The sequence below is a fragment of the Streptomyces sp. NPDC030222 genome (assembly GCF_055573115.1).
This window is the reverse complement of record NZ_JBVICA010000007.1, coordinates 125,504-150,336: the sequence shown is the minus strand read 5'-3', so window position 1 is coordinate 150,336 and position 24,833 is coordinate 125,504. Positions and strand designations below refer to the sequence as shown.

24 protein-coding genes and 1 pseudogene are annotated in these 24,833 nt (G+C 70.7%); 12 read left to right on the top strand and 13 right to left on the bottom strand.

What is annotated here, in order from left to right:
- Nucleotides 1-83 precede the first annotated feature (83 nt).
- From ACZ4Z5_RS13180 to ACZ4Z5_RS13170, 3 genes are all read right to left on the bottom strand, one after another.
- Entirely contained in the window at nucleotides 84-3,101 is a 3,018-nt protein-coding gene (locus ACZ4Z5_RS13180) for an AAA family ATPase (protein ID WP_468261014.1), read from the bottom strand.
- Nucleotides 3,098-4,264, bottom strand: coding sequence for an exonuclease SbcCD subunit D (locus ACZ4Z5_RS13175; protein ID WP_468261011.1), 1,167 nt, complete (start codon nucleotides 4,262-4,264; stop codon nucleotides 3,098-3,100). Before ACZ4Z5_RS13175 ends, ACZ4Z5_RS13180 begins: the two co-directional genes overlap by 4 nt.
- Before the next feature lie 91 nt (nucleotides 4,265-4,355).
- Complete coding sequence (locus ACZ4Z5_RS13170) at nucleotides 4,356-4,982, bottom strand: YigZ family protein (RefSeq protein ID WP_468261008.1); 627 nt, start codon at nucleotides 4,980-4,982, stop codon at nucleotides 4,356-4,358.
- Nucleotides 4,983-5,072: 90 nt separating this feature from the next.
- Here ACZ4Z5_RS13170 and ACZ4Z5_RS13165 point away from each other — a divergent pair, with 90 nt between their 5' ends.
- Nucleotides 5,073-5,480: a CoA-binding protein gene (locus ACZ4Z5_RS13165; RefSeq protein ID WP_468261005.1), complete on the top strand. Its 408-nt coding sequence runs from the start codon at nucleotides 5,073-5,075 to the stop codon at nucleotides 5,478-5,480.
- Here the strand turns inward: ACZ4Z5_RS13165 and ACZ4Z5_RS13160 are convergent.
- On the bottom strand, nucleotides 5,477-5,710 hold the full coding sequence (locus ACZ4Z5_RS13160; protein WP_468261003.1) for a hypothetical protein: 234 nt from the start codon (nucleotides 5,708-5,710) through the stop codon (nucleotides 5,477-5,479). The two genes, ACZ4Z5_RS13165 and ACZ4Z5_RS13160, sit on opposite strands and share 4 nt — an antisense overlap.
- Before the next feature lie 501 nt (nucleotides 5,711-6,211).
- Here ACZ4Z5_RS13160 and ACZ4Z5_RS13155 point away from each other — a divergent pair.
- The gene (locus ACZ4Z5_RS13155; protein WP_468261000.1) at nucleotides 6,212-6,634 is read left to right on the top strand and encodes an Hsp20/alpha crystallin family protein; all 423 of its coding nucleotides are present in this window, start codon (nucleotides 6,212-6,214) and stop codon (nucleotides 6,632-6,634) included.
- A 258-nt stretch (nucleotides 6,635-6,892) separates the two neighbouring features.
- Here the strand turns inward: ACZ4Z5_RS13155 and ACZ4Z5_RS13150 are convergent, their stop codons facing one another.
- Together ACZ4Z5_RS13150 and ACZ4Z5_RS13145 are read right to left on the bottom strand one after the other, a co-directional pair.
- A complete protein-coding gene (locus ACZ4Z5_RS13150; protein WP_468260997.1) occupies nucleotides 6,893-7,780 on the bottom strand; it encodes an SCO6745 family protein in 888 nt (295 codons plus the stop codon).
- Between the two features lie 34 nt (nucleotides 7,781-7,814).
- On the bottom strand, nucleotides 7,815-8,348 hold the full coding sequence (locus ACZ4Z5_RS13145; protein ID WP_468260994.1) for a YbhB/YbcL family Raf kinase inhibitor-like protein: 534 nt from the start codon (nucleotides 8,346-8,348) through the stop codon (nucleotides 7,815-7,817).
- Nucleotides 8,349-8,504: 156 nt separating this feature from the next.
- Between ACZ4Z5_RS13145 and ACZ4Z5_RS13140 the strand changes: the two genes are divergently transcribed.
- The gene (locus tag ACZ4Z5_RS13140; protein WP_468260991.1) at nucleotides 8,505-9,200 is read left to right on the top strand and encodes a GntR family transcriptional regulator; all 696 of its coding nucleotides are present in this window, start codon (nucleotides 8,505-8,507) and stop codon (nucleotides 9,198-9,200) included.
- Nucleotides 9,201-9,376: 176 nt separating this feature from the next.
- Here the strand turns inward: ACZ4Z5_RS13140 and ACZ4Z5_RS13135 are convergent, their stop codons facing one another.
- On the bottom strand, nucleotides 9,377-10,240 hold the full coding sequence (locus tag ACZ4Z5_RS13135; protein ID WP_468260988.1) for an NAD(P)H-binding protein: 864 nt from the start codon (nucleotides 10,238-10,240) through the stop codon (nucleotides 9,377-9,379).
- A 195-nt stretch (nucleotides 10,241-10,435) separates the two neighbouring features.
- Here ACZ4Z5_RS13135 and ACZ4Z5_RS13130 point away from each other — a divergent pair, with 195 nt between their 5' ends.
- Nucleotides 10,436-11,122: a TetR/AcrR family transcriptional regulator gene (locus ACZ4Z5_RS13130; RefSeq protein WP_468260985.1), complete on the top strand. Its 687-nt coding sequence runs from the start codon at nucleotides 10,436-10,438 to the stop codon at nucleotides 11,120-11,122.
- 224 nt (nucleotides 11,123-11,346) lie between these two features.
- Here the strand turns inward: ACZ4Z5_RS13130 and ACZ4Z5_RS13125 are convergent, their stop codons facing one another.
- Nucleotides 11,347-11,790: a CBS domain-containing protein gene (locus tag ACZ4Z5_RS13125; protein WP_468260982.1), complete on the bottom strand. Its 444-nt coding sequence runs from the start codon at nucleotides 11,788-11,790 to the stop codon at nucleotides 11,347-11,349.
- A 99-nt stretch (nucleotides 11,791-11,889) separates the two neighbouring features.
- The gene (locus ACZ4Z5_RS13120; protein ID WP_468260979.1) at nucleotides 11,890-12,072 is read right to left on the bottom strand and encodes a hypothetical protein; all 183 of its coding nucleotides are present in this window, start codon (nucleotides 12,070-12,072) and stop codon (nucleotides 11,890-11,892) included.
- A gap of 833 nt (nucleotides 12,073-12,905) precedes the next feature.
- Between ACZ4Z5_RS13120 and acsA the strand changes: the two genes are divergently transcribed.
- From acsA to ACZ4Z5_RS13090, 6 genes are all read left to right on the top strand, one after another.
- Nucleotides 12,906-14,696: an acetate--CoA ligase gene (acsA, locus tag ACZ4Z5_RS13115; RefSeq protein ID WP_468260976.1), complete on the top strand. Its 1,791-nt coding sequence runs from the start codon at nucleotides 12,906-12,908 to the stop codon at nucleotides 14,694-14,696.
- Nucleotides 14,697-14,821: 125 nt separating this feature from the next.
- Complete coding sequence (gene pdhA / locus ACZ4Z5_RS13110; RefSeq protein ID WP_468260973.1) at nucleotides 14,822-15,775, top strand: pyruvate dehydrogenase (acetyl-transferring) E1 component subunit alpha; 954 nt, start codon at nucleotides 14,822-14,824, stop codon at nucleotides 15,773-15,775.
- Between the two features lie 2 nt (nucleotides 15,776-15,777).
- Entirely contained in the window at nucleotides 15,778-16,773 is a 996-nt protein-coding gene (locus ACZ4Z5_RS13105) for an alpha-ketoacid dehydrogenase subunit beta (protein ID WP_468260970.1), read from the top strand.
- A 2-nt stretch (nucleotides 16,774-16,775) separates the two neighbouring features.
- Complete coding sequence (locus tag ACZ4Z5_RS13100; protein WP_468260967.1) at nucleotides 16,776-18,155, top strand: 2-oxo acid dehydrogenase subunit E2; 1,380 nt, start codon at nucleotides 16,776-16,778, stop codon at nucleotides 18,153-18,155.
- Complete coding sequence (locus ACZ4Z5_RS13095) at nucleotides 18,152-18,400, top strand: acyl carrier protein (protein WP_468260964.1); 249 nt, start codon at nucleotides 18,152-18,154, stop codon at nucleotides 18,398-18,400. The genes ACZ4Z5_RS13100 and ACZ4Z5_RS13095 overlap by 4 nt, the downstream gene beginning before the upstream one ends.
- Nucleotides 18,401-18,792: 392 nt before the next feature.
- Nucleotides 18,793-19,788 carry a CBS domain-containing protein gene (locus ACZ4Z5_RS13090; RefSeq protein ID WP_468260961.1) on the top strand — a complete coding sequence of 332 codons (996 nt, stop codon included), beginning with the start codon at nucleotides 18,793-18,795 and terminating at the stop codon, nucleotides 19,786-19,788.
- Nucleotides 19,789-20,008: 220 nt separating this feature from the next.
- Here ACZ4Z5_RS13090 and ACZ4Z5_RS13085 read toward each other — a convergent pair.
- Nucleotides 20,009-20,209: pseudogene (locus ACZ4Z5_RS13085) on the bottom strand (DUF1918 domain-containing protein); the annotation flags it as partial.
- A gap of 216 nt (nucleotides 20,210-20,425) precedes the next feature.
- Between ACZ4Z5_RS13085 and ACZ4Z5_RS13080 the strand changes: the two are divergent.
- Entirely contained in the window at nucleotides 20,426-21,100 is a 675-nt protein-coding gene (locus ACZ4Z5_RS13080; RefSeq protein WP_468260958.1) for a CBS domain-containing protein, read from the top strand.
- A gap of 241 nt (nucleotides 21,101-21,341) precedes the next feature.
- On the opposite strand, the gene ACZ4Z5_RS13075 is transcribed toward ACZ4Z5_RS13080, so the two are convergent.
- The 3 genes from ACZ4Z5_RS13075 to ACZ4Z5_RS13065 are packed head-to-tail and all read right to left on the bottom strand — an operon-like array spanning nucleotide 21,342 to nucleotide 23,760.
- A complete protein-coding gene (locus tag ACZ4Z5_RS13075) occupies nucleotides 21,342-22,718 on the bottom strand; it encodes a nicotinate phosphoribosyltransferase (RefSeq protein ID WP_468260955.1) in 1,377 nt (458 codons plus the stop codon).
- Between the two features lie 39 nt (nucleotides 22,719-22,757).
- Nucleotides 22,758-23,366 carry an Rv1733c family protein gene (locus tag ACZ4Z5_RS13070; RefSeq protein ID WP_468260952.1) on the bottom strand — a complete coding sequence of 203 codons (609 nt, stop codon included), beginning with the start codon at nucleotides 23,364-23,366 and terminating at the stop codon, nucleotides 22,758-22,760.
- A 25-nt stretch (nucleotides 23,367-23,391) separates the two neighbouring features.
- Nucleotides 23,392-23,760 carry a universal stress protein gene (locus tag ACZ4Z5_RS13065; protein ID WP_468260949.1) on the bottom strand — a complete coding sequence of 123 codons (369 nt, stop codon included), beginning with the start codon at nucleotides 23,758-23,760 and terminating at the stop codon, nucleotides 23,392-23,394.
- Nucleotides 23,761-23,948: 188 nt separating this feature from the next.
- Between ACZ4Z5_RS13065 and ACZ4Z5_RS13060 the strand changes: the two genes are divergently transcribed.
- Complete coding sequence (locus ACZ4Z5_RS13060) at nucleotides 23,949-24,821, top strand: universal stress protein (protein ID WP_468260947.1); 873 nt, start codon at nucleotides 23,949-23,951, stop codon at nucleotides 24,819-24,821.
- Nucleotides 24,822-24,833: the final 12 nt, after the last annotated feature.

Sequence of the window (24,833 nt, the reverse complement as noted above, 5' to 3'; positions counted from 1 at the left end):
CCCTTTTCCAGGGGGCTTGTGAGAGCGTCGACGCCGGCCGGGGCCGAACGCCGGCGCCGACGCGCGAGAGCCCCGGCGGGCCGTCAGTCTCTGACCGCGGCCGTCCGGTGGCGGAGCGCGGAACCGTGCCGCTCCTTGACGACCTCCAGCTGTGCGGGGATGCGGCGGCGCAGATCCGCGACATGGCTGACGATGCCTACGCTGCGGTCCCGTTCCCGCAACGAGTCCAGGACGTCGAGCACCTCGTCCAGGGTCTGTTCGTCGAGGCTGCCGAAACCCTCGTCGATGAACAGCGTGTCGAGCCGCACTCCCCCGGCCTCGTCGGTGACGACATCGGCGAGCCCGAGGGCGAGTGCGAGGGAAGCGAAGAAGGTCTCGCCGCCGGAGAGGGTCGCGGTGTCCCGGGCACGTCCTGTCCATGCGTCCACGACGTGCAGCCCGAGCCCGGCGCGCTTGCCGCCCCTGCGCACATCGGAGTGGACGAGCGTGTAGCGGCCCCCCGACATGCGGTGCAGGCGCACCGTGGCCGCGGCAGCGACCTGCTCCAGCCGGGCCGCCAGCACATACGACTCCAGTCGCATCCGGCGGGTGTTCTCCCCGGAGGTGCCCGCCGCGAGGGCCGCGAGCCGCGACACCCGGTGGTACTCGTCGCGCAACGGCCCGAGCCTGCGCACCTCGTCGGCGGCCTGCCGGGCGAGCGCCGCCAGGGATGCGCACCGGTCGTGTGCGGCGGCGAGGGCGGCCGTGGCGTCACGGGCGGCCCGCTCGGCGGCGTCGTACGCGGTGCGGGCCGCGCCGGGGCGGGCCGGCGGCAGGCTTCCCGCCGCCGTGGTCGCGGCGTCGCGGAGCCGTTCCGCGACGCCGGCCTCCTCGGTCTGCCAGGCGTCCAGCCGATGCTGGGCGGCCCGGTGCTGCGCATCGTCCAGCAGCGCGGCCGCGGCCTGCGCCGGGGTGTCGAACCCGGCGCGGAAAGCGGCTTCGGAGAGCCGCCCGTCGGCCTCCTTGAGGATGCGGGCCGTGGTTTCCAGCGCGCGGGCCGCCTCCGCTGCCGCGGCCACGGCACGTGCTGTCCCTTCGAGGGCGGTCGCCCGCTCGGCGACGGTGCCGGACCCGCCGCCGGCCTCGGCCAGCCGGCGTCGGAGGACCAGCCGTTCCTCGGCGAGCGTTTCGATCCGGGAGGTGCTGCCGGCCATCCGACGCTCTGCCTGCCGGCGGGCGGCGAGCCGTTCGCCGTGTTCCCGCTCGGCGCGGTCGAGCTCCAGGTGGGCGGCGTGCGCGTCGGCGGCGCGGGCACGCGCCTCGTCGTGCTCCTGTGCCAGACGCTCGGCCTGCGCGGCGAGTTCGGCGAGGGTCGCCCCGCCCGCCCCGGCCGCGGCTACGGCGAGGTCCTGACTGACGGCTGCGAGCTGCCGTTCGGCGTCGGCGCGGGCGGCCTCGGCGGTGCGGCACTCCTCGAGGGCGGTGTCCTCGGCGACCCGGTCGACCCGGCCGGGGGCGGTCCGTGCGGGGTCGGGGTGCTCGGTGGCACCGCACACCTTGCACGGCTCGCCGACCCGGAGTGCGGTGGCGAGTTCGGCGGCGATGCCGTCGAGGCGACGTTCGCGGAGGTCCAGCCAGCGGCTCCGGGCCGCCAGTTCCGCCTTCTCGGCGGCGGTCACGCTCTGCCGGGCCGCATCGGCGCGGGTCTCCAGCCCGTCGCGACGCTGCGCGGCATCGCGTCGGGCACGCGCCGGTTCCAGCCGGGCGGACAGCTGCTCGGCACGGGCGGCGGCCTGCTGTGCGGTGTCGATCCGCTCCTGGCACGCGCGGCGCAGGTCGTCCCAGCCGGCCAGCCATTCGTCGGCCTCGCGCAGTCGGCTCTCGTCTTCCTTCCCCTGGCGGTCGAGCGCGGCGAGTTCCTCGGTGATCTCCTCGCTGCGCGCCTCGTCGCGACGGGCGGCCTCCAGGCCGCCCAGGTCCTGGCGCAGGCGGTCCGCGGCAGCGGCGAGCTGTTCCGGGCCCGCCTCGGCGAGCTCGGCGGGGAGGCCGGCACGCGCCCGGGCGTCGGTGTCGCGCGCCCGGGCGTGCTCGCGTTCCGCCGCGTCATGGGCGGCGAGCGGCGCGGCGACCCGTTCGGCCTTGCGGGAGCGTTCGAGCAGTGCGCCGACCCGGTCTCGCTCCTCCCGGGCGGCGGCGAGGGCGTCGGCGCGGCGCCGGGTCTCGGCGTACTGCTCCTGGAGCTCAGCGAGCCGTCGCTGCTCGTCGAGCAGGTGCCGGGCCTCGTTCTGCCGGTTCTCCGCGGCCCGGGCCGTGTACTCGGCGTGGTCGAGGCGCTCGCGGGCCTCGGTGCGGACGACGGCTGCCCAGGCGAGGACGGCGTCGGTGAGACCGGCGTCGCCGGGTTTGTGTTCGGGCAGCGGCCAGGCGCGGGTGTCCGCGGTGTCGCCTGCGGCCTGCGCCATGCGCTGGGCGAGGGCGAGCAGCCGTGCGTCGCCGGTGTGCACCCGGTCCGCGGCCGCGCGGCCCAGGGCGGCGAGGCGTTCCTCCACGTCCTTGAAGCGGCGGGTGTCGAAGAGCCGTCCGAGCAGTCTGGCGCGCTGTTCGGCGTCGGAGCGGAGGAACTGCGCGAACTCCCCCTGGGGCAGCAGGACCACCTGGCAGAACTGCTCGCGGCTCATGCCGCCGAGGAGCTCGGTGATCTCGACGCCTATCTCCTGGAGGGAACGGCTCAGGGCGTGCCAGTCACCGGTCCGCGGATCCCGTTCGCGGAGCCGGCACTGTGCCGGTTCGGTGGTGGTGCCGGCGCCGCGCCGCTTGGGGCGCTCCTGTGCGGGGCGGCGGGTGATCTCCAGGTGCCGGCCCGCCACGGTCAGTTCGAGGACGACCTCGGTGGGTGTGCCGGCCGGGGCGTGGTCGCTGCGCAGTGCGGCTCCGGGGCCCTGGCGGGCGCCGGGCACCGCGCCGTACAGCGCGAAGCAGACGGCGTCGAGTACCGAGGTCTTGCCGGCCCCGGTCGCGCCGTGCAGCAGGAACAGGCCGGCGGCGGCCAGGGCGTCGAAGTCGACCTCGTGCCGGCCTCCGAAGGGGCCGAAGGCGGTGACGCGGAGCCGGTGCAGCCTCATGCCGGCACCTCGCGTGCCGCGGCAGCGGTCCTGACGTGCTCGAAGGCGTCGCGGAGCACGGTCCGTTCCAGGTCGTCGGGTCCGGTGCCGCCGCGTACATGGGCCACGAAGTCCTCCGCGATCTCCTGGTCGGTCCGGCCGTCGAGGCGCTCGGCGTACGAGGCCGGGGAGTCCTGGCCGGTGCTCTCGGGCTCGTAGTAGAGGGAGACGGTGTGCGGGAAGCGCGTGGCGAGCCGTGCCATGGCGTCGGTGGGCCGGGTGGGGTCGGTGAGGGTCGCCTCGGTCCAGGAGCCGGTGTGCGGTTCGAGTGCGGGATCGTCCAGCAGGTCGGCGAGACGTCCGCGGATACGCGCGAGGGGGCGCGGCACAGGGCAGTCGATCCGCTCCGCGGTGATCTCGCCCGCCGGGCCGAGGTCGACCAGCCACATGGTCTTGCGGTGGTGGGTCTCGGAGAAGGAGTAGGCGAGCGGTGAGCCGGAGTAGCGGACCCGGTCGGCGATCGTCTGGCAGCCGTGCAGGTGCCCGAGGGCGACGTAGTCGGCTCCGGAGAACACGCCGGCGGGGACCGACGCGACGCCGCCGACGGTGATGTCCCGTTCGCTGGCGCTGGGTTCGCCGCCGGTGACGAAGGCGTGGGCGAGGACGACCGAGCGGGTGCCGGGGGCCCGGGAGGCGAGGTCGGCGCGGACCCGTTCCATGGCCGCGGTGAGCACCGCTTCGTGGCTGGATCGTTCCGCCCGCAACTCGTCGCGTACGAAGGCCGGTTCGAGGTAGGGGAGGCCGTAGAACGCGACGTCCCCGTGTTCGTCGGACAGGACGACGGGGGTGCCGCAGCCGGCCGGATCGGTCCGCAGGTGGATCCCGGCCTTGTCGATGAGGCCGGAGCCGACGCCCAGCCTGCGGGCGGAGTCGTGGTTGCCGGAGATCACGATCGCCGGTACGGACAGGTCCGCGAGCCGGTGGATGGCCCGGTCGAAGAGCTCGACGGCGGTCAGCGGCGGGATCGCCCTGTCGTATATGTCCCCTGCCACCAGCACCGCGTCCACCTCGTGCTCCCGCACGGTCGCCACGAGGTGGTCGAGGAACGCGGCCTGGGCGTCGAGAAGGCTCACCCGGTGGAACGACCGTCCCAGGTGCCAGTCCGACGTGTGCAGGATTCTCATGATCGGGAGATTAACGGTGGGGTCCGACAACGCGTGGGGCAATCGGGGTTTCCGTCCGCTCGGCGGCCGTACCGCGGACGCCACGCGCGCGTCAGGCGTCGCCGTACGCCTCCCCGCCCAGTTCGAGTGCGGCCGTGCCCGCGGTGGTGTCGGCGAGCCAGGCGTGGAACGCCTCGACATCCGCCTCCGGGAGCCCGACCTCGATGGTCACCGCCTCGCCGTAGTGCACGGCGCGCACCGCCCGGCCGGTGGCGCGCAGGTCGTTCTCGAGCTTCCCGGCGCGGCGGTGGTCGACGGTGACGACGGCGAGCCGGAAGCGCTGCCGGGTGAGCGTGCCGATCGCGTCGAGGGCTTCGCCGACGACTCCGCCGTAGGCGCGGATCAGGCCGCCGGCGCCGAGCTTGACCCCGCCGTAGTACCGCGTGACCACGGCCACCACGTAGCGCACCTCGCGGCGCATCAGCATCTGCAGCATCGGAACCCCGGCCGTCCCGCCGGGCTCGCCGTCGTCGCTCGCCTTCTGCACCGCCGCGTCGGCTCCGATGACGTACGCGAAGCAGTTATGCGTCGCGGTCGGGTGCTCCTTGCGGATCCGTGCGACGAACTCCTGGGCCTCCTGCTCGGTGGCGGCGGGCGCGAGCGCGCAGATGAACCGCGATCGGTTGATCTCGGCCTCGTGCACGCCCTCGCGGGCGATGGTCCGGTACTGCTCCTGCATCCCGCCACCCTATGCGCCCCTCCGGGAATCCCCCGAACCCGTCGTCGGTTGCGGAGAGGAGGAAACCGCGCCGACCAGTGGAGGCAGCACGTGTACGGGGACGCCGAGACCGTTCGCAGGATCCTGACCGAGTCCGGGGACACCTGGGCCGTCGTGGGACTGTCCACCAACGAGAGGCGCGCCGCGTACGGGGTCGCGCGGGTGCTGCAGCGCTACGGGAAGCGCATCGTGCCGGTGCATCCGAAGGCGGAGTCGGTGCACGGCGAGCAGGGCTACGCCTCGCTGGCGGAGATCCCCTTCCCCGTCGACGTCGTGGACGTGTTCGTCAACAGCCACCTCGCGGGCGAAGTCGCGGACGAGGCGGTGGCGGCCGGTGCCAGGGCCGTGTGGTTCCAGCTCGACGTGATCGACGAGGAGGCCTACGGGCGGGTGCGGGCCGCGGGCGTCGACATGGTCATGGACAAGTGCCCGGCGATCGAACTCGATTCCCTGCGTTAGCGGATCGTAGGGTTCACGTGGTCGACGTTCTCGTTCCTCGCCTGCTCCTCTCCCGTACCGGAACCATCCGGCCTCGTGCAGACGACGAGAATCCTGACCGTCGTGGAGGCGGCGCCGAGCACTTCGGCCAGTCGGTCCAGCCGACGCGTGCCGAGGACCACCAGTCCCGTGTGCGCGGACTGCCGTACCAGCGCCTGTGCCGGGGTCGCGTCCGTGATGAACGTCGTCACCTCAAGCCCCGGCTGCCGTTCATGGCCACGCGCCTCGGCCCTGTCGAGCGCCTCGTCCCCCAGCTGACGCAGGGCCTTGTGTGTGCGGTCTCCTCGACGCCGCGCACGTGACGGATGACAGGCAGCACCGCGCGGACCGGCTGGAGGGGCACCCCCGGCGGACGGCTGTCTCGGCCGCCCAGGCCAGGGCGGCGTCCCGTTCCACGATGTCGACGCCGAAGGCGATCGGGAGTGCTTCACCGGCAGATGCCCTGGCCACTCCACCTGTCCGCATCCCACGCGTCGGCAGCCGTCGGCTGCGGCCGGCTCATACCTGCACGCTGCGCAGGAGGCGGTCGACGCGGCAGGACCGAGTGGCCCCCTTCATGGAATCCGATCGTCCGTGAACCTGCGTTCCTGGGGACCTTCGGACCTCGATGATGCCTCTTCGGCCCCTGCGATCTTGCACCTGGTGCGGTGGACTGGACGTATGTCGTAACCGCCATACCGAGGAGCCTGGTCATGGCTGTACTCGCACGCAAGCAGAAGTTCCCGTTTCCCGACCTGCCCGAGTGGTTCGAGGCCTTCCCCACCCGATTCACCATGCCGGCCATGGCGGATCTGTACGCGATGAGGCTCGAGGAGTACACCGAGGAGGGCCGGTACGTCGTCCGGGCCGAACTCCCCGGCATCGATGTCACGGACCTCGACGTCACCGTCGACGACGGCGTCCTCACCATCAAGGCCGAGCGCACCGAGCGCGAGGTGGACAAGCACCGCAGCGAGATCCGCTACGGATCCCTCACCCGCAGTCTCACGCTGCCCAAGAGCGCGGACGAGAACGACGTCCGAGCCGAGTACGCCGACGGCATGCTGACCGTCAGCGTGGGCCTCGGCGAAGAGAAGCCGGAACCGAAGCACATCGAGATCAAGCACACCGCGTGAGTCGCGCCCCTAGGATGCCTGGACGGACTGCTGCACAGCCCGCCCAGGCGCCTCGCGCAAGGGGCTTGCCCGCCGTCGTGGCCGTGAGCGGGACGTCGCCCCTCGCACCCGCGATCAGGGCGTTCGGCCCCCGCAGAGGGTTCTCGGCCCCACCGTCACCTCCCGTCGGCCAGTGAGGCTGGACGGGCAGCCGCACATGGCCGCTGAAGGAGATCCCGCACCAGGCCCGGGGTTCCTCGCTGGATCCCGCTGAAATGATCAGTGAGCCGAATGAAGGGCCTGAAACGTCCCCGCCTCGGTGAACGCGTCGGTGATCGGCGCGATGAGCGAGGCGAGGCGGCGGGCACCCGCGTCGCCGATCGGCGCCCACAGCGCGGCACAGTGCTCGTCCGTCTCCACCTCGATCCGCTCGCGCGCCGCGCTGCCGGCGTCGGTGATCGTGGCGTCGGAGTCGAGCCAGCCGCGCGCGGCGAGGCGTGCCGTCGCCGCGGCCCACTCCTCGTCGTTCCACTGGCGGGTCACCCGAGCGAGGGCCGTGGGAAGACGACCCGTCGCGGTGTGCAGAACGAGGCAGTCGCACGGCCCGAGACCGTTGTCGGCGAGCACGACGAGATGCGCGTCACCGCGCCATTCGCGCGCCACCGTGATCTGCTGCCACAGCGCGACGAGTGGATCGGACGGAAGCGCGACCGACGCGTTCGCGGCGGCCAGCACCTTGCCGACGTAGTCGGCACCGGCGACGACCGGATCAATCAGCGATCGCGCCTCGGAGAGTCGGTCGCCCGCGAGATGCACGCCGACGCGCCGCATCGCCCGCCCGGCTGCCAGGAAGCGGGCGGCCTGCCACTGCTCGGGCAGCGCGGCGTCCCAGACGCCCGCCATGGCCCGCACTGCCCGCGGGCTGAAGTTGTAGAAAGCCGCGAGCGTGACCTGCCACGGAACCGCGCCCATCGCGGCCGACCGGAAGGCGAGGTACGCCGGTCCGCGGTCAGTCACGCCGAGCTTGGCCGCCTCATGGGCGCTCTCGGGGGCGAGGTAGATGAACAGGTGGGCCGCGCTGATGGCGCGGCTGACTTCGCGGACGGCGTTCAGGTCCATCAGGCCGTCGCCGGGGTGGACGGCGTCGGGAAGGTCGGTGAGGTGCATCGCGGTTGCTTCTCCCGGGAGTTGGACGGCGCCGTCAGGCGGGGGTCTCGGCGGTGGCGATCAGTACCGCGCGGCCGAGGATGTGACCGGCCATGGTGAAGCCGAGGGCGGCCGGGGTGGCGTCGGCGGGGACGCCGATGGAGGCGACGTCGAGGGCGTGCACCACGATGAAGTAGCGGTGCAGGCCGTGCCCGGCCGGCGGGGCGGCGCCGATGTAGCGGGCTGCGCGGGCGTCGTTGGGCAGCTGGTAGGCGCCTTCGGGCAGGCCTGAGCCGGTGTCGTCGCCGGCGCCCTCGGGCAGCTCGGTGACCGTGGCGGGAATGTCGGCGACCGCCCAGTGCCAGAACCCGGACCCGGTGGGAGCGTCGGGGTCGTAGACGGTGACGGCGTAACTCTCGGTGCCGTCCGGGGCGCCGCTCCAGGACAGCTGCGGAGATATGTCCTTCCCGCCGGGCAGGCCGGAGGCGTGCTGCTCGTGCGGCCAGGCGGCTCCGTCGGCAACGGTGGTGCTGGTGACGGTGAAGGACGCCGCCTCGGGGAGGCGGGCGAAGGGGTCGTTGGCGTACACCGCGGTGTTCCTTTCCGGCTGTGCGCTGGGGCGGTGGTGCGGCCGGTCATCGAGCCGCAGAGTCGACGGAACGGCGCCGTCGATGACTCTCGTCCACCATTAAATCGACCGTAACACAGATAATCGATTATTCAAGGGATCGTCTATGCTGAAGCCATGACTGGCACGCTCCACAACCCGGCTCCCTCCGGGAAGCAGATGCTTTCCGAGCAGGTCTACGCACACCTGCGGGACGCGATCATGCGTGGGGACTACGCCCCCGGTGACGCCCTCAAACCGCAGGACCTCGCCAAGGAACAGGGCGTGAGCCTGGCCGTCGTGCGCGAGGCGCTCGTACGGGTGGTCGGCGAGGGGCTCGCCGACCGGCTGCCCAACCGCGGATTCGCGGTCCCGTCCTTTTCCGACCGTCGCTGGCAGGAGATCGCGGAGGCCCGCCGAACCACCGAACCGGCCGTACTGCGCATGTCCATCGAGCGCGGCGACGTCGACTGGGAGGCCCGCGTGCGGGCCGCCCACCATCGCCTGGTTCGCACCCCGGCGTACGTGCCGGAGGAGGGCGAGTACTACAGCGGCGCGTGGTCCGAGGCCCATAGGGGCTTCCACCGCACCCTGCTGGAGGGGTGCGGCAACCCCGTCCTGCTGGAGACCTTCGACCGGTTGTGGACCGCGAGCGAACTGGCCCGCCGCTGGTCGGCACACCGCAACCCCGACCGGGACGGCTCAGAGGAGCACCGCAGGCTGGAGGAGGCGGCGCTGGCCCGCGACGCCGACACCGCAGCCGCGGTACTGGTTCAGCACCTCACCCTGACCGCGGCCGCTCTGGCCGACGACTCCGTTCCGGAGGGCGCGTAAGCATCGTTGACCCCGGCGGCGGGCGCTTTGGCAGTGGGCCGTGCGTCATTCGTCGCCCGGCCCGTCTGTCCCTTGCGGGCCTTCACGGCGGTCGGCGGCCGGGTGGATGCGACCGCCGTCGCCGGTCCTGGCGGGTCGCGGCGCGGAGGTGTCGACCCGCCAGGGCCGAGGGCTGTTCACCAGGAACGTACGACGGCCTCCAAGACCTCGTGGACGGTCTTCGCGGGGTGGCCGATGGTGGCTTCCAGTGTGGGGGCGGTGGCATTGAACTCGCCATTGCGCGATGCGGCGAACATCGTCAAGGAGAACTCGGCCGCCGACTGCGGCATCCCGCCGGCGACTGCTGCGGATATCCACTCGTTGTCGTCCATGACGACTCGGGTGACCGTCCGGCCGGTGATGCGGCTGAGGATTTGGGCGACGTCGGCGAAGTCCAGCGCATGGAAGGCCGTCAGCGGCGGTGTGATCCCTTCGAGTGCTCCGTCTTCGGTCAGAGCGAGGGCCGCGGCTTCTGCCAGGTCCTCGTGGGCCGTCCAGGACACCGGGCCGTCCTGCGGCACGGCGAGCGTGCCGGTCTCCAGCGCCGCGCCTATGTGGCAGCGCAAGGTGGAGGTGTAGAACCCGTTGCGAAGGGCGGTGTAGGGGACTGCTTGCCGCTTGAGGTGCTCCTCGGTGGCCGCGTGGACCTTCTGCGGAGGGAAGAGCGACGCGGGAGAGGCAGCCTGGTGGCTCGTGTACAGGATGCGCCGGGCGCCCGCTTCCCGCGCTGCGTCGATGGCGGCCCTGTTGGCGGTGAACGCGCCGCCGCCTCGGATGGCCGCGGAGACGACCAGGACGCGCTCGGCACCTTCGAAGGCGTCCTTCAGGCTGTCGGGTTCGGTGAAGTCGCCCGCTCGGACTCGGACGCCGCGCTCGGCGAGGTCGGCGGCCTTGCTCACGTCGCGCACACTGACGCCGATCCTGTCGGCCGGTACCCGCTCCAGCAGGCGGTTGATGATCAGTGACCCGAGGCGACCGGTGGCTCCGGTGACGATCAGCATTGGTGGCTCCCATCCGATGACGTTTCCAGCGGAACGAAAATTACGGTAACACCGATAATTCCGTTGGATGCAACCGCATGTGTCCATGCGGGGGTGGTCGACCAGTGCCGACACCTTCGGGCAGGTGGTACAGCAGAGAGTTGGCAGTATCAGCGATAGCATCACCTGTCACGCGCGGGCGATACCATCGTTTCCATGGCACCGAACACGCAGCGACGGGACACCACTCGGGACCGCATCGTGAAGGCTGCGGCCGACCTGCTGCGCGACCAGGGGCCGACCGCGGTGACCACGCGTCGCGTGACCCACGAGGCCGGACTGCAGCCTCCTGCCATCTACCGCTTCTTCCAGGGCAAGGACGACCTGCTGGATGCCGCCGCGGAGCATGTCTTCGCCGAACACGTGGCGAGCAAGCAGACCACCGCGCCCTCGGACGACCCTGTAGAAGACCTCCGCGCCGGATGGAACATGCAGATCAGCTTCGGCCTGGCCAACCCGTACGTCTACGGCCTGTTGCTCGACCCGGCCCGCGCACGCGACACCCCGGCACAGGTCAAGGGTGTACTGATCCTTGCCGAGCGTGTGCACAGAATCGCGGCCGCCGGGCGGCTTCGGGTGAGCGAGGAACACGCCGTCAACCTCATCCGCTCGGCGGGGGTCGGGACCGTCCACACCCTGCTGACCCTGCCACCAGAGCAAAGCGACCCGCACCTGGCCGATGCCGCCTTCGACGCGATCGCTCGCGCCATCCTCACAGATGAGCCCGCCGTCTCCGCACAGGACCCGGCGGCCGTCGTTGCGGCCTTCCGCACCGTCCTGCCCGAACTGCCCGGTCTCAGCAAAGCTGAGGCCACGCTTCTCGACGAGTGGCTGCGACGCTGATCCAGTACCGCGCTACGGCCTGGCCACGATGGCAAAGTCTCGACCACCACTTCCGGAAAGCGCCTCGTGTGCGCTGTGAGCGGAAGCCCCTCACGCGGCAAGAGCGGGTCCGCCGTCCCAGCGGATTCCCTTCTCACTGCGGATGCGTGCGCGCCCTCGGTGTTTCCCGACGACGGCCGAACGCTGACCCTCTGACGGCGTATCACCCCGGGAGGACCGACGTATCAGCCGTCGAGCAGCGGAGCCTTCTCCGTGCCGTGGAAGACCTGCGGCACCTTCCGGGCGGCGTCGACCACAGCAGCCAGATCTGACAGTTCCTGCGTGAGCTGCCAGAACAGGTCGTCAAAGGCGATCATTCCGATGAGGCGTCCCTCGGCCACCACGGGAAGGTGACGCACCTGGACGGACCTCATGAGGAGGATGGCGACCGCTACGGCGGTATCTGCCTCTACGGTCACTGGGTCAGTGGACATGACCTCCTTCACCGGGGTCCGCGGTGACAGGCCCCGGGCCATCGCACGAACCACCAGATCCCGATCGGTGACGACGCCGATCACCCGGTCACCGTCGACCACGGGGAGGGCTCCGACGCCTGCACCGGCCATGTGGCGTGCGGCGTTCTCGAGCGACTCCTCCTTGGACACACAAGCCGGCGGTGCATTCATCATGTACTGAATTTGCATACTGACAGCCCCTCGGGGCGTCGAGGCCGCATCCACGGCTCATCACGGCACCGGGTGATCACCGGCCACGTGGGCGCTGCGCTGCTACAGCCCTTGCGACAGCAGCAGCTCATGGGCCATGCGAGCGCCACGCGCCGCTTGCTCCTCCTGCTCCGTATCCTGTGACGGATTCTGTTCAAGGCCTTCGGCAAGCGCCCTGATGGCTCCGGCGAGCGTCTCCACCTGCGATTCCAGCCGGCGCAGGCGCTCATCCGTGGTCTGAGGCACGTGTCCGTGTCCGCTGTTCCCCGTCGTCATCATCAACCTCCGCGACAGTGGGATGTGCGGGCCGACCCGTAGGGGGCTCATCTCTGCGGGGCCCGCGGGGATCCGACGAGGCGTTCTCTCCTCGTGCGTACTTCCCAGACTCGTCTCCCCGGCGAGTCCTTGCAGAGGGCCGAAGGTCCCTCCCTGGCGGCTGCCCGGCCCGTCACCGATCCGTGGCGAGCAGCCGTCGGGACACCGGCCGTGGGCGCAGTACCACTGACCTCGCGGGCTTCCAGGGCATGCCGATCGGAACATCGTTGCAGGTCAGCGAACCGCGAGCCTGTTGAGTCAGCGGCATTGGCTGTAGGCGACATTCGTCGCCCGGGCCGAGGTGCAGGGACGGCGTCGCGGTCCGCACGGGGCCGGGGCTTCGTTCGGATCCTGCCGGGCCCGCGGTTCCGGCACCGCATCTCGCTGCATTGTCGTCGGTCACCGACGCTCCGCGTCGATTTCCCCCACGCCTCGCGACGCCTGGCACCAGAACCCGTTCCCTGATCCGGCCTGATCCAGACGAGAGACCCTGTCGGCCCCCTCGGCCTGGACCGGTCGGCCCTGCGCCTCGCCCGACGGGGCTGTGGTGCCGTGGAAATGAGCCGAGGGCCACCAGAGACACGGCGGAGCGAAACAGCGCACCGTGCAACCGGGTCCGCGAGAAGCAGGCGGCCCCCGGCTCCACGAACGGTCCTGGATGCGTGCGGTTCCGGTGGCCTCCGATCAGTACCGGACCCTCACCGTGCGGCCCGGTTCTGGCTCGGCGACTCTGGAGGCAGGAGCAGGCGTCGGGAGGAGCGCCCATGCGCTGGGAGACGATCCACAAGGGCACTGTGCCGGGCGCCGCGCCGAATCTCGCCGACTATGAGCAGGCTCGCTCTGGTTTCACCTGGTCGCAGGCGCGCAACGAGCTGGCTGGTCTGCCCGGTGGCGGGCTGAACATCGCGCACGAGGCGGTCGACCGGCATGTCGGCGCGGGCCGTGGAGACAGGGTCGCGCTGCGGTGCATCGCCCGCGACAACGCCGTCTCGACCGTCACCTACGCCGAGCTGGCCCGCCGTACGGCCCGCTTCGCAAACGTCCTGCGATCGTCCGGCGTCGGCCATGGCGACCGCGTGTTCACCCTGCTCGGCCGTTGTCCCGAGCTGTACACGGCGGTGCTGGGCACGCTGAAGAACACCAGCGTGCTGTGCCCGCTCTTCTCCGCGTTCGGCCCAGACCCGGTCGAGCAGCGGCTGCGGCTCGGCGATGCCCGGCTCCTGGTCACCACCGCCCCCCTGTACCGACGGAAAGTGGCGGAGCGACGGTCGTCGCTGCCCGCGCTCGAACATGTACTCATCGTAGGGACCGGGGCGGAGGAACTGCCTGGCACGGTCTCCTTCGACGAGCTGATGTCCGCCGCACCCGACGCGTTCACCATCCCGCCGACGTCGCCCGACGACATGGCTCTGCTGCACTTCACGAGCGGAACCACGGGCGCTCCCAAGGGTGCGATCCATGTCCACGAGGCGGTGGTGGCCCACTACGCAACGGCCGCTTACGCGCTCGATCTGCATCCCGATGACGTGTACTGGTGCACCGCCGACCCCGGCTGGGTCACGGGCATGTCGTACGGAATCATCGCCCCGCTCGTCCACGGAGTGACGGTTGTTGCCGACGAAGGCGACTACGACGCCCGGCGCTGGTACCGGATTCTCTGCGAGCAGCGGGTCAGTGTCTGGTACACCGCGCCCACGGCCCTGAGGATGCTGATGCGCTCCACTCCCCGGGAGGGTCCGTACGACCTGCCGCGCTCGTACGACCTGTCCGAGCTGCGCTTCATAGCCTCGGTCGGCGAGCCCCTCAATCCTGAGGCAGTGGTGTGGGGCCGGGACGTGCTGGGTCTTCCGGTGCATGACAACTGGTGGCAGACCGAGACCGGCTGCATCATGATCGCGAACTTCGCGGCATGCGACATCCGGCCGGGTTCGATGGGACGTCCGCTGCCGGGTGTCGAGGCAGCCGTGCTGGAGCGAGGCGAAGACGGTCGGGCGCTCATCACCGACGGCCGGGTGACGGTGGTCGACAGCCCCGGCGTCGAGGGTGAGTTGGCGTTGCGGCCCGGCTGGCCGTCAATGTTCCGCGGCTATCTGCACGACAGGGAACGCTACGAGGCCGCGTTCGCCGACGGCTGGTATCTGACCGGCGACCTGGCCCGGCGGGACGCCGACGGCTGGTACTGGTTCGTGGGGCGCGCCGACGACGTCATCAAATCGGCGGGACATCTGATCGGGCCGTTCGAGGTGGAGAGCGCACTGATGGAGCACTCATCGGTCGCGGAGGCCGGAGTGATCGGCCGACCGGACCCTGTCGCCGGCAACATCGTCAAGGCGTTCGTGTCGCTGCGCCCCGGCATCGCGCCGAGCCCCGATCTGGAACGGGAACTGCTGGCCTTCTCCCGGCGCAGGCTCGGCCCCGCTGTCGCGCCTCGGGAGATCGCCTTCGACCAGAACCTGCCCAGGACCCGTAGCGGCAAGGTCATGCGCCGGCTGCTCCGTGCGCGTGAACTCGGCTTGCCCACCGGTGACTTGTCGACCTTGGAGGGATCCGCATGACCTCGGCCCGCGGCAGCCGCACCCGGAAGACCTCCGCGACGTCGAAGCCTGTGAGGAAGGCCGCGACGGACAGGCCGAGCGCACGAAGCGGATTTCCTGCCGACCGGGCGGCCGCCGAGCACAGGATGGATCTGCTCGAGGCGATGCTGCGCATCCGGCGTTTCGAGGAGCGATGCGTCGAGCTGTACAGCGCCGCGAAGATCCGCGGCTTCGTCCACCTCTACATCGGCGAGGAGGCCGTCGCCGTCGGTGTCAACGAGGCGCTGAACCCCGAGGACGCCGTCGTCTCCACCTACCGCGAACACGGCCACGCGCTGGCCCGGGGCATCACCGCCGAGGCAGTCATGGCCGAGATGTACGGCAAGACGACCGGCTGCAGCGGAGGGCGGGGCGGATCCATGCACCTGTTCGACGCGAGCCGCCGCTTCTACGGCGGCAGCGCGATCGTCGCCGGCGGGCTCCCTCTGGCCGCGGGGCTCGCGCTCGCCGACCGGATGCGCGGACTGCCCCGTGTCACGTGCTGCTTCTTCGGCGACGGGGCCTTCGCCGAGGGGGAGTTCCACGAGACGGCGAACCTCGCCGCCCTGTGGAATCTGCCACTGCTGCTCGCCTGCGAGAACAACCTCTACGCCATGGGCACCTCGCTCTCCCGGGAGCACGCGCAGACCGATCTGGCGATGCGTGCCGCCTCCTACGGAATGCCCGCCTGGGCCGTGGACGGCATGGACGTCGAAGCCGTCGAGCAGGCCGCCCGCCGGGCCGCCGAGGGCATCCGGGCCGGCACCGGACCGCACTTCCTGGAGCTGCGCACGTACCGCTTCCGCGCCCACTCCATGTACGACCCGGACCGCTACCGGGACAAGGCGGAGGTCGGGCAGTGGAAAGCCCGGGACCCGATCACCCGGCTCATCGACCGCACGCGCGAGCAGGGCCGGCTGAGCGACGAGGAGCTCACCCGGCTGGAGCAGCAGGTCACCGACGAGCTCGACCGCGCCGTCGAAGCGGCCGAGCAGGCGCCCGAGGAGCCGGTCGAGGACCTGCTGCGCCATGTCAGCAGTACGCCGACGGAGGTGAGCTGACCATGGGCGCAGGCGGGCAGCCCCAGGAACTCAAGACGACCTACCGAGAGGCCCTGCGGGAGGCTCTGCGAGAAGCCCTGAGCTCCGACGACCGCGTCTTCCTCATGGGCGAAGACGTGGGCCGGTACGGCGGGTGCTTCGGCGTCAGCCTCGGCCTGCTGGAGGAGTTCGGACCGGAGCGGATCCGCGACACCCCGCTCTCGGAATCCGCATTCGTGGGTGCGGGCATCGGCGCGGCGCTGGCCGGATTGCGGCCGATCGTCGAAATCATGACCGTGAACTTCAGCCTGCTCGCCCTCGACCAGATCCTCAACAACGCGGCCACGCTACTGCACATGTCGGGCGGTCAGCTGCCGGTACCGCTGGTGATCCGTATGACGACCGGCGCGGGACGGCAGCTCGCCGCACAGCACTCGCACAGCCTGGAGGGCTGGTACGCCCACATCCCCGGCATCCGTGTGGTGGCTCCGGCCACCATCGATGACGCCCGCAACATGCTGGCCGCGGCGCTGGCCGACCCCGACCCGGTGCTGATCTTCGAGCACGGCAGCCTCTACAACGCCTCCGGTGATGTCCCCCCGGCCACCGCCGTGGACCTGGACCACGCCACGGTCCGCCGTCCCGGCACCGACATCTCCCTGATCACGTACGGCGGTTCGCTGACCAAGGCCCTCGACGCGGCGGACGAGCTGGCCGCCGATGGCATCGACGCCGAGGTACTCGACCTCCGATCCCTCCGGCCCCTCGACGACGCGGCCATCGCCGCCTCGGTGGCCCGTACGCACCGAGCAGTGGTCATCGACGAGGCATGGCGCACCGGCAGTCTGGCCGCAGAGGTGTCCGCCCGCATCTCCGAGGGTTCGTTCTACGAACTGGACGCCCCCGTGGAGCGGGTGTGCAGCGCAGAGGTGCCCATTCCGTACGCCAGGCGGCTCGAGGATGCGGCCTTGCCGCAGACCGCCGACATCGTGGCAGCGGCGCACCGGGCGGTGGACTGACCATGGGCGAGTTCACCATGCCGTCCCTGGGCGCCGACATGGACGAGGGCACGCTCCAGGAGTGGTTGGTGCAGCCCGGTGCGCGGGTCCGTAAGGGCGATCCCGTCGCGGTCGTCGAGACCGCGAAGTCCACCATCGAGGTGGAGTGCTTCGAGACCGGGACGGTGGGAAGGCTGCTCGTCGAGCCGGGCACGACGGTGCCGGTCGGCACTGCGCTCGCGCTGATCGAGCCCGCCGCAGAGGTATCCGCGACACGCGAGGAGCGTGAGAAGGCCGAGAAGGCCGAGGTGCAGCGCCCGCATCGGCCGGAACGGGAGCGTGCGACGCACCCGGCCCGGCCCGAGCCCGCCCGCCTTCCGGTGTCATCCGCCGCCGCCCACGAACACGGGCACACCGAAGCCGGCCCGTTGCTCCGGCACCTCGCGGAGCGCAGCGGCGTCGACCTGGAAGCCCTCCATGGATCCGGGCCCGGAGGGCGTGTCACCCGGAGCGACATCGAGCACGCCGCCGGGGCTGCGCCGCGGCCGGCACGGATACGGGCGACTCCGCTGGCCCGACGGCTCGCCGCCGAACTGGACGTCGATCTGGCCGCTGTGGCCGGGACGGGCACCGACGGCGCCGTGCGTGCCGCAGACGTGCGCCAAGCAGCCCCGGGGCCGGCAACCGCAGCCCCACCCGCGGGCCGCAACGCCGCCCGGGCACGTCTCCCCGAGGACCGCGCAGCCGCGATGCGCCAGACGATCGCCGCACTGATGACACGTGCCAACCGCGACATCCCGCACTACTACCTGTCCGCAACCGTCGACATGGCCGCCGCGATGGACTGGCTGCACGAGCACAACCGGCACAGTCCGGTCGGCGAACGGCTGCTTCCCGCAGCCCTCCTGCTCAAGGCCGCGGCCCGCGCGGCCCGGGAGGTGCCCGAACTCAACGGCTTCTGGACCGACGACCAATTCGTCCCGGGCGGCGGCGTACACCTCGGCGTGGCGATATCGCTGCGCGGCGGTGGGCTCGTCGCCCCCGCCCTGCACGACGCCGACGCTCTCCGACTCCCGCAGCTGATGGCCGGTCTGAAAGACGTGGTCGCCCGCGCCCGCACGGGTCGACTGCGTGGATCCGAAGTCTCCGAATCCACGATCACGGTCACCAACCTCGGCGATCAGGGTGTGGAGACCGTGTTCGGCGTGATCTACCCGCCCCAAGTGGCCCTGGTCGGCTTCGGACGGGTCGTCGACCGGCCGTGCGCTGTCGACGGCCTGCTCGGCGTCCGGCCTGTGGTCACGGCCACCCTGTCCGCCGACCACCGAGCGACGGACGGCGCTGTCGGAGCTCGCTATCTGACAGCCGTGGACCGCCTGTTGCAGAACCCGGAGCAGCTGTGAACCGAGCCGAAGCACTGGATGTGGTCAAGGAATCGATCGCCAGCGTCATCCCCGACGCCGACTTCGCCGCTCTGGGGCCTGACGACTCGTTCCGCGACGCTCTGGAGATGGACTCGCTGGACTTCCTGAGCTTTGTCGAGACCGTCGGTGAACGGACCGGGATCCGCATCGAGGACGAGGACACGCCACAGCTCACCACGCTCTCCAGCTGCACCGACTTCCTCATCGCCCGCACGGCGGCGTGAGCCGCCACGGCGGCGGCCGGACCGATCAGTCACAGCCGGTGCGTATCCGGGCGCCGTCACTTCGTGCAGCGCCGAGGCGCCGCCGCGCTCCCTCTCCACCGGCAGGACCGCATCTTGATTCCGCCGCGTCCAGTCGTCCTCGACGACCGGTGTGCCACGTCGAACGCTGCTGCTGAAAGACGGCGGGGACAGTCCGTCGGACGTCCAGGGCCGGCGCGGACTCCGCCCCCGACCAGGCGCGGGTCTTGTCGGTTCAGCGGCGTCGCAGGGTTGTCGGGGTGCGCTCGAGGTCGGCCGGAGCCGGTTGTGCGGCAGCTCGGCCAGGAGGGCACACGGTGCGGGCGGGAGCTCCATCGTCCCCACCGCCTTCTTTCCGGACATTACAAGCCTCTGTGAATACCGTCGCACCGCCCTGGAGCCATCGCGACATGCGAACCGCCCCGGACCCGGGGCCTTCGGCCCGGTTGCACCGCGCCGGTTTGCAGCGATGGTCGAGTCATACGGCCGGTCGGCCCACCTCCGTGCCCCTTAAGGCCCTGGAGCCGGCCGCCTTCCCGCCAGAGGCTGAAGCCGAGAGCACGACCACGGCGGTCCACACCTGCGAGAGGAAGCCAGCCATGAAGCACAGCAAGATCGGCAGCCTGATGGTGAACGACGTCGTCTCGGTGATTCCGCAGACCCCGTTCAAGGAGGTCGCCAAACTGCTCGCCCTGCACGGGATCAGCGGTCTGCCGGTGGTCGACACCGATGACAAGGTGCTCGGTGTCATATCCGAAAGCGACCTCATACTCCGGCAGGCGGGCGTTCCACCCGAGCCGGGAGCCATCCGCGGCGCACGGCCGGCCTGGCGATCGTCGCCGGCGGGCGGCGACGACACCGCAAGCGGCACAGAAGCCGAGGCAAAGGCGATGAGCGCCCGGGAGCTGATGTCGCACCCCGCGATCACCGTCAAGGCCGGCGACACCATCGCCGTGGCCGCCCGCACCATGGCGGAGCATCGCGTCGAGCGGCTGCCCGTGGTCGATGAGGAGGACCGCTTGGTGGGCATCGTGACCCGCCGCGACTTGCTGCAGGTCTTCCTGCGGCCGGACCCTGACATCCGCCGGGAGATCGTCGACGAGATCCTGGATCAGACGCTGTGGCTGTCCCCGGACTCGGTCCAGGTGCATGTGATCGACGGTGTGGTCACTCTCGAAGGACGGTTGGAGCGGTTCAGCGACATACAGGTCGCGGTGCGGCTGGCGCAGGAGGTGGACGGCGTGATCTCCGTCATCGACAAGCTGACCTACCGCATGGACGACTCCGGCTCGCGCCCCGCCCGGAAGAAGACTGCCATCGTTCCCGACGACGCCGAGCGCGACAGGATGCATTGGGAAAGATCACCGTGATCAGAGGGCACGGTCACTTCGGCGCGCTACCCCGCAGGAGGAGGTCCGAGGTGCTTGAGACTCCGCGCATCTTGAGCGATGTGAGACCCGGCCGGTGGTGGCCGTCGGGCGCGACAGGCCCTCCGAAGAGATCGTTCGGACCATGGAGCGGTGGAGGTCAGGGCGCCCCGAGGGCGGCGGGCGGGTCATCGGTGCCGTTTCCGAGGCGCAGCACGATCTGCGTCCCAGGCTCGTGCTCCACGTGACGGACCTGCGCGTCGGGCCCGGGGAACACCGGCGTCACCTCGTCCGTGTCCGACCAGCGCAGACCGCCGGGAGGCGTTCCATCCGCATGGTGCAGTCCGACAATCTCGCCGTCGCGCCTGGTAGCGCCGGTCTTCTGGCTTTCGATGACGAGTTGATCGCCAAGGTGAGCTCGCACGATCGCCACCGCTTCCTCAGAATGCTGCTGTACCCAACGTGCCACGCACGGCGTGCCGCCGCACGGGCCGGCAAGCCCTGCCCCGGGGGGTCGACCAGACCGGTCTCGGGACCAATAGCCCCTGGGCCTCGGCTGGTCACCCCTGGGCCACTGGTTCCCGACACGCTCGACACGTGACCACAACTGGCTGTCACGGGCCTCGAAGGGGAAGGCGACATGCACCACCGAACGGTCGCAGAGCTCATGACCCGACAGGTTGTCCGGGCGCGGCGTGACCTGCCGTTCAAGGAGATCGTCAAGCTGCTGGCGGACAATGACGTCACCGCCGTACCCGTGGTGGACGAGCACGACCGCCCCATGGGTGTCGTGTCCGAGGCCGACCTGCTGCGCAAGTCCGCGGACCAGGCCGACCTGTCCGGCAGGACGCCGATTCCGCGTCTGGAGGCGTGGGAGCGGGCCAAGGCCGAGGGAGCCAGGGCAGAGGAACTGATGTCGGCCCCTGCCGTGTGCGCACGTCCGGAGTGGACCGTGGTGGAGGCGGCCCGCCTGATGGAGGTCCATGGCGTCAAGCGGCTGCCCGTGGTGGACGAGACGGACAAGCTGCAAGGCATCGTCAGCCGCAGCGACCTGCTGCGGATCTTCCTGCGCCGTGACGACGCCATCCGCGAGGAGGTCATCCGGGATGTGCTGCAGCAGACGATGGGCCTCGCTCCCTCGGAGGTGACCGTCGAAGTGCGCGAGGGGCAGATCACCCTCGGCGGGTCCGTCGAGTACAAGAGCCTGATCCCCATCATCGAACGGCTGTGCCGGAGCGTGGACGGCGTGGTCTCTGTCACGGAACACATCGGGTACCGGAGTGACGATGCCAGGAGTTCCGCGACAGGCACATGATTCCAGTACCGGGAAGAGCCCACGGGCCTACGGCGGGATCGTGGGCCCTTCCCGGACAGGACGACAGTCACCCGGTGATCTCGATGCGGTGCGGCTTGGCGTTCTCGTCCATCCGGCTGCGCAGATCCTCAAGTTCGCGGAACGGATCCCATAGAGGGAGTGGCCCCTGCTGCTGGAGGGAGTGCCCACTGCTGCGACGGACCCGCTTCGGGTTCGTCGGTCATTGGGCCGCGGCCGCCTGTCACATGCTCGGCCCGGTGCTTCGTGCCCGGCTCCGGGGCCGTGTGGCGGAGACCAGCGTCTCCTCCTCGATACGACGCCGGACTTGGTCGGCCAGTGCGCCCAGTCGCTCGGAGACCGTCGCAGACGGCGCCACCGGGGCTCGGATCAGCCGGGCCTTCGGCGGCAGTTCGGCCAGATCGGTTGCGAACCTCTCCCGGCATCCGCCGAGCGTGAGCCTCGCTCTGGTGCGCTGCCCCTTCTGCATCACCGTCTCCAGCAACGGCCGCGCGCCCTCAGGCGGCTGCTCGTCGGCGAGGCCGATGATGTCGGCGTAGCCGGCGCGACGGAATACCTGCTTCGGGCCAGGTGCCGTCACCTTCGCAGCAGAGAGCTTCATCACCGGGCGGCCGTCGTATTCCACCATCTTGTACGCCGAGTCCAGATACGGGGCGTCGGCCGAGACCCCGACGCGCGTACCGACGGCGTAGGTGTCGATCGGCGTACCGGAACGGACCAGTTCGTCCACGGCGTATTCGTCGAGACTTCCGCTGGCGACGATCCGTACGTCCGACAGCCCGGCGGCGTCGAGGATGGCGCGTGCCCGTACCGCCAGGGCTCCGAGGTCGCCGCTGTCCAGCCGGATGGCCGAGCCGGGCCCGCGGTCCAGGTCCCTCAGCACGCGTGCCGCGACGTGGACACCCCGCTCGGTGTCGTAAGTGTCCACCAGCAACGTCACCGGACCGGGGTGGGAGCGAGCGAAGGTGCGGAACGCCTCCTCCTCCGTCGGGAACGCCTCGACGAACGAGTGGGCCATGGTGCCGACCGCGGGGATGCTTTCGGCCGTGGCCGCCGCCACGTTGCTGGTCCCTGCGAAGCCCACCATGGCGCCCAGCCGGGCCGTCTGGAATCCGGCCTCGGGGCCATGGGTGCGCCGCAGGGAGAAGTCCACGACCGGGTGCCCGGCCGCGGCGAGCACGCACCGTGCGGCCTTGGAGGCGATCATCGTCTGATGGCTGAGCTGGTTGAGCACGTATGTTTCGGCCAACTGTGCCTGTGGAAGCGGAGCGGTCACCTCCAGCAGCGGCTCTCCCGCGAGCACGATCCGCCCCTCCGGCACCGCCCGTACCTGGCCGCTGAACTCCAGGCCGAGCAGCGGCTCCAGATCCCGCCGCGGCCGGTGCAGCGCAGCTGCGAAGGCATCGACGTCCTCGGAACCGACACGGAGACCGGACAGGAAATCCAGTGCCGACTCCAGTCCCGCGGCGACCAGAAAGCCGCGGTCGCGCGGCAGGTTGCGGACGAAGAGACTGAACGTCGCCGGAGCGGTCATCCCCTCCTGCAGATACGACATCGCCATCGTCACCTCGTACAGATCGGTGGTCATCGCATCGGACATCACCTCACCTCCTCGGTGCCAGTACGGCCCTCCGGCCTGTCACTGGTGGAAGCGTGCGGACCAGCCGGGCTCAACCAGGTCCCACTCTGCGTCCCACTGCGCGTACCTCCTACGGTCCAGCACCAGGCGCATCCCCGCCCTCGCGGCGAAGACCCCCATCCCCACCGCCACCGCCGTCATCCCACCCGCCAGCCAACCCGTGGCCGTCGCATTGGCCATGGTCATCGGCGGAGTCCTCATAGTCCCCGCACGGTCCACCCACACGTGTACGGCAGCGCCCTCGCGCGTTCCCGCCTCCACCCGCGCGATCCCGGACCTCTCCTTGCCATCGGCCCCGGTCCAGCTGACCCGTGCCCGCTGCACGACGTCCCGGGCCGGATCTCCCTCAGCGGGCCCGAGCACCCGAGCGGTGATCTCCTGCCGTTCCGCCGACTGGGCCTGCACGATGCGCATCGAGGACTCGTACGACGCCAGCCCGGCACTCGCTGAGGCCGCCGGCAGTCCGAGGACGAGCACGAGCATCAGGAAGCGGAAGAACCAGGATTCGACCCTGTCGGACGTACGCCTCAGGGGGTTTGCCCCCTTGGACGAGTGTCTCCGGGCCGAGGGGTGAGGGCTTGATGCGTGCGGCGAACCTTGTGCACTCATGGCTTGTTCCTCCAGCTGTCGCTGGTCAGTTCCCCACCACGGTCGAACAGCCACGGCCCACCGTCACTGGGCCGAAGGTCCCCGGTGGGCGGCCACCCGGACTCCACGTGCTGACGGACTCCGTTCCCCGGCCGTCGACCGTCATATCTGCGGAACGACCACGACGGGACGCCGCGTCCTCATGCGAAACCTCGCTCGACGGCCGCAGCGTAGGAGCACTCTTCCCGGCCCGTTCCGAGGCAGCGGCGATCAGATCGCCCGCGTCGTGGTCCGGCGCGACCGCGTGGACGAGGTGGAGCGGCACCTCATGGCGGGCGGCTTCGTCGGCGGCCCACTCCACCGCCTCCAGGCTCGCCTCGGACCCGTCGATGCCGACCACCAGGGGAATCGCCACCGCCCTCACCACCTGCCCCGCACCTCTCCGAGCCCTGCCACAGCGCGGTCCGCATGCGCAGCCGGACGCTTTGGGGTACTCCTCGAATCAGAAGGAGCTGTACTCGGCGTGCCGACGCAGGCCACGGCACGCGGACTCATGCACCGTTCACCGTCATTCCAGCTTCTTACGAGACGGAGGCAGTCGCCATGGAGGCAGTGATCACCGTGGGTCTCGACGGCTCGCCGGAGAGCCTTGCCGCCGCCCATTGGGCCGCCGACGAGGCCGAGCGGCGCAAGCTCACGCTGCGCCTGCTGCATGCGTGGCCCATGCTGGTTCCGGAACCGGCCCACCTGCCTGCGGAAGTGGATCAGAACTACTGGGCGAAGCGGATTGTGCACAATGCGCGGGCGGAGCTCCAGGCACGCCATCCGGGCCTCACAGTTGTCGGCGACCTGGTCGCCGAGGATGCCGAGGACGCTCTCCTGCAAGCGGCGTCGGAGTCCGAGATGACCGTCCTCGGTTCGCGGGGGCTGAGGCCCGTCGAGAGCTACTTCCTCGGCGACATCAGCATGTCTGTGGTGGGACGGGCCGAGCGGCCAGTGGTCCTTGTACGTGCCGAGGAGCGCGAAGGAGGGCGTCCGCCCGTTCCAGGTGCGGCAGGTGCCGTCGTGGTGGCACTGAAGCTCCATGGCCCGTGCGACGACCTGCTCGAATTCGCCTTCGCCACCGCCGCGGCGCGAGGCGTGCCTCTTCGAGCCGTCCATGGCCGAAGCGTGCCGGTCCATGCGTACACCTGGGGCGTAGACCCTGACGTCAAGCAAGAGATCGCACAGGACGCGCAGAAGCACTTGGGCCAAGCCCTCCGCCCCTGGCGCGAGAAGTTCTCCGGGGCGGAGGTAATCGACGTGATCCAGCTCGACAGCCCGGCCAGGGCCGTCGTACGCGACGCCGAGAGCGCCGGGCTGCTGGTCGTCGGCCGACGCAAGCACCGTCCCCCCTTGGCACCACGCCTGGGCCCCGTAGCCGAAGCCGCCATCCACCACGCACGTTGTCCGGTCGCCGTCGTCCCCCATGACTGACGCGAACCACGG

Bases quoted from the DNA above. Each gene is read 5' to 3' on its own strand.
- ACZ4Z5_RS13180 (WP_468261014.1), bottom strand. From the start codon at position 3,101: ATGAGGCTGCACCGGCTCCGCGTCACCGCCTTCGGCCCCTTCGGAGGC.
- ACZ4Z5_RS13175 (WP_468261011.1), bottom strand. From the start codon at position 4,264: ATGAGAATCCTGCACACGTCGGACTGGCACCTGGGACGGTCGTTCCAC.
- ACZ4Z5_RS13170 (WP_468261008.1), bottom strand. From the start codon at position 4,982: ATGCAGGAGCAGTACCGGACCATCGCCCGCGAGGGCGTGCACGAGGCC.
- ACZ4Z5_RS13155 (WP_468261000.1), top strand. From the start codon at position 6,212: ATGGCTGTACTCGCACGCAAGCAGAAGTTCCCGTTTCCCGACCTGCCC.
- ACZ4Z5_RS13150 (WP_468260997.1), bottom strand. From the start codon at position 7,780: ATGCACCTCACCGACCTTCCCGACGCCGTCCACCCCGGCGACGGCCTG.
- ACZ4Z5_RS13140 (WP_468260991.1), top strand. From the start codon at position 8,505: ATGACTGGCACGCTCCACAACCCGGCTCCCTCCGGGAAGCAGATGCTT.
- ACZ4Z5_RS13135 (WP_468260988.1), bottom strand. From the start codon at position 10,240: ATGCTGATCGTCACCGGAGCCACCGGTCGCCTCGGGTCACTGATCATC.
- ACZ4Z5_RS13130 (WP_468260985.1), top strand. From the start codon at position 10,436: ATGGCACCGAACACGCAGCGACGGGACACCACTCGGGACCGCATCGTG.
- ACZ4Z5_RS13125 (WP_468260982.1), bottom strand. From the start codon at position 11,790: ATGATGAATGCACCGCCGGCTTGTGTGTCCAAGGAGGAGTCGCTCGAG.
- acsA (WP_468260976.1), top strand. From the start codon at position 12,906: ATGCGCTGGGAGACGATCCACAAGGGCACTGTGCCGGGCGCCGCGCCG.
- pdhA (WP_468260973.1), top strand. From the start codon at position 14,822: ATGGATCTGCTCGAGGCGATGCTGCGCATCCGGCGTTTCGAGGAGCGA.
- ACZ4Z5_RS13105 (WP_468260970.1), top strand. From the start codon at position 15,778: ATGGGCGCAGGCGGGCAGCCCCAGGAACTCAAGACGACCTACCGAGAG.
- ACZ4Z5_RS13100 (WP_468260967.1), top strand. From the start codon at position 16,776: ATGGGCGAGTTCACCATGCCGTCCCTGGGCGCCGACATGGACGAGGGC.
- ACZ4Z5_RS13080 (WP_468260958.1), top strand. From the start codon at position 20,426: ATGCACCACCGAACGGTCGCAGAGCTCATGACCCGACAGGTTGTCCGG.
- ACZ4Z5_RS13075 (WP_468260955.1), bottom strand. From the start codon at position 22,718: ATGTCCGATGCGATGACCACCGATCTGTACGAGGTGACGATGGCGATG.
- ACZ4Z5_RS13070 (WP_468260952.1), bottom strand. From the start codon at position 23,366: ATGAGTGCACAAGGTTCGCCGCACGCATCAAGCCCTCACCCCTCGGCC.
- ACZ4Z5_RS13060 (WP_468260947.1), top strand. From the start codon at position 23,949: ATGGAGGCAGTGATCACCGTGGGTCTCGACGGCTCGCCGGAGAGCCTT.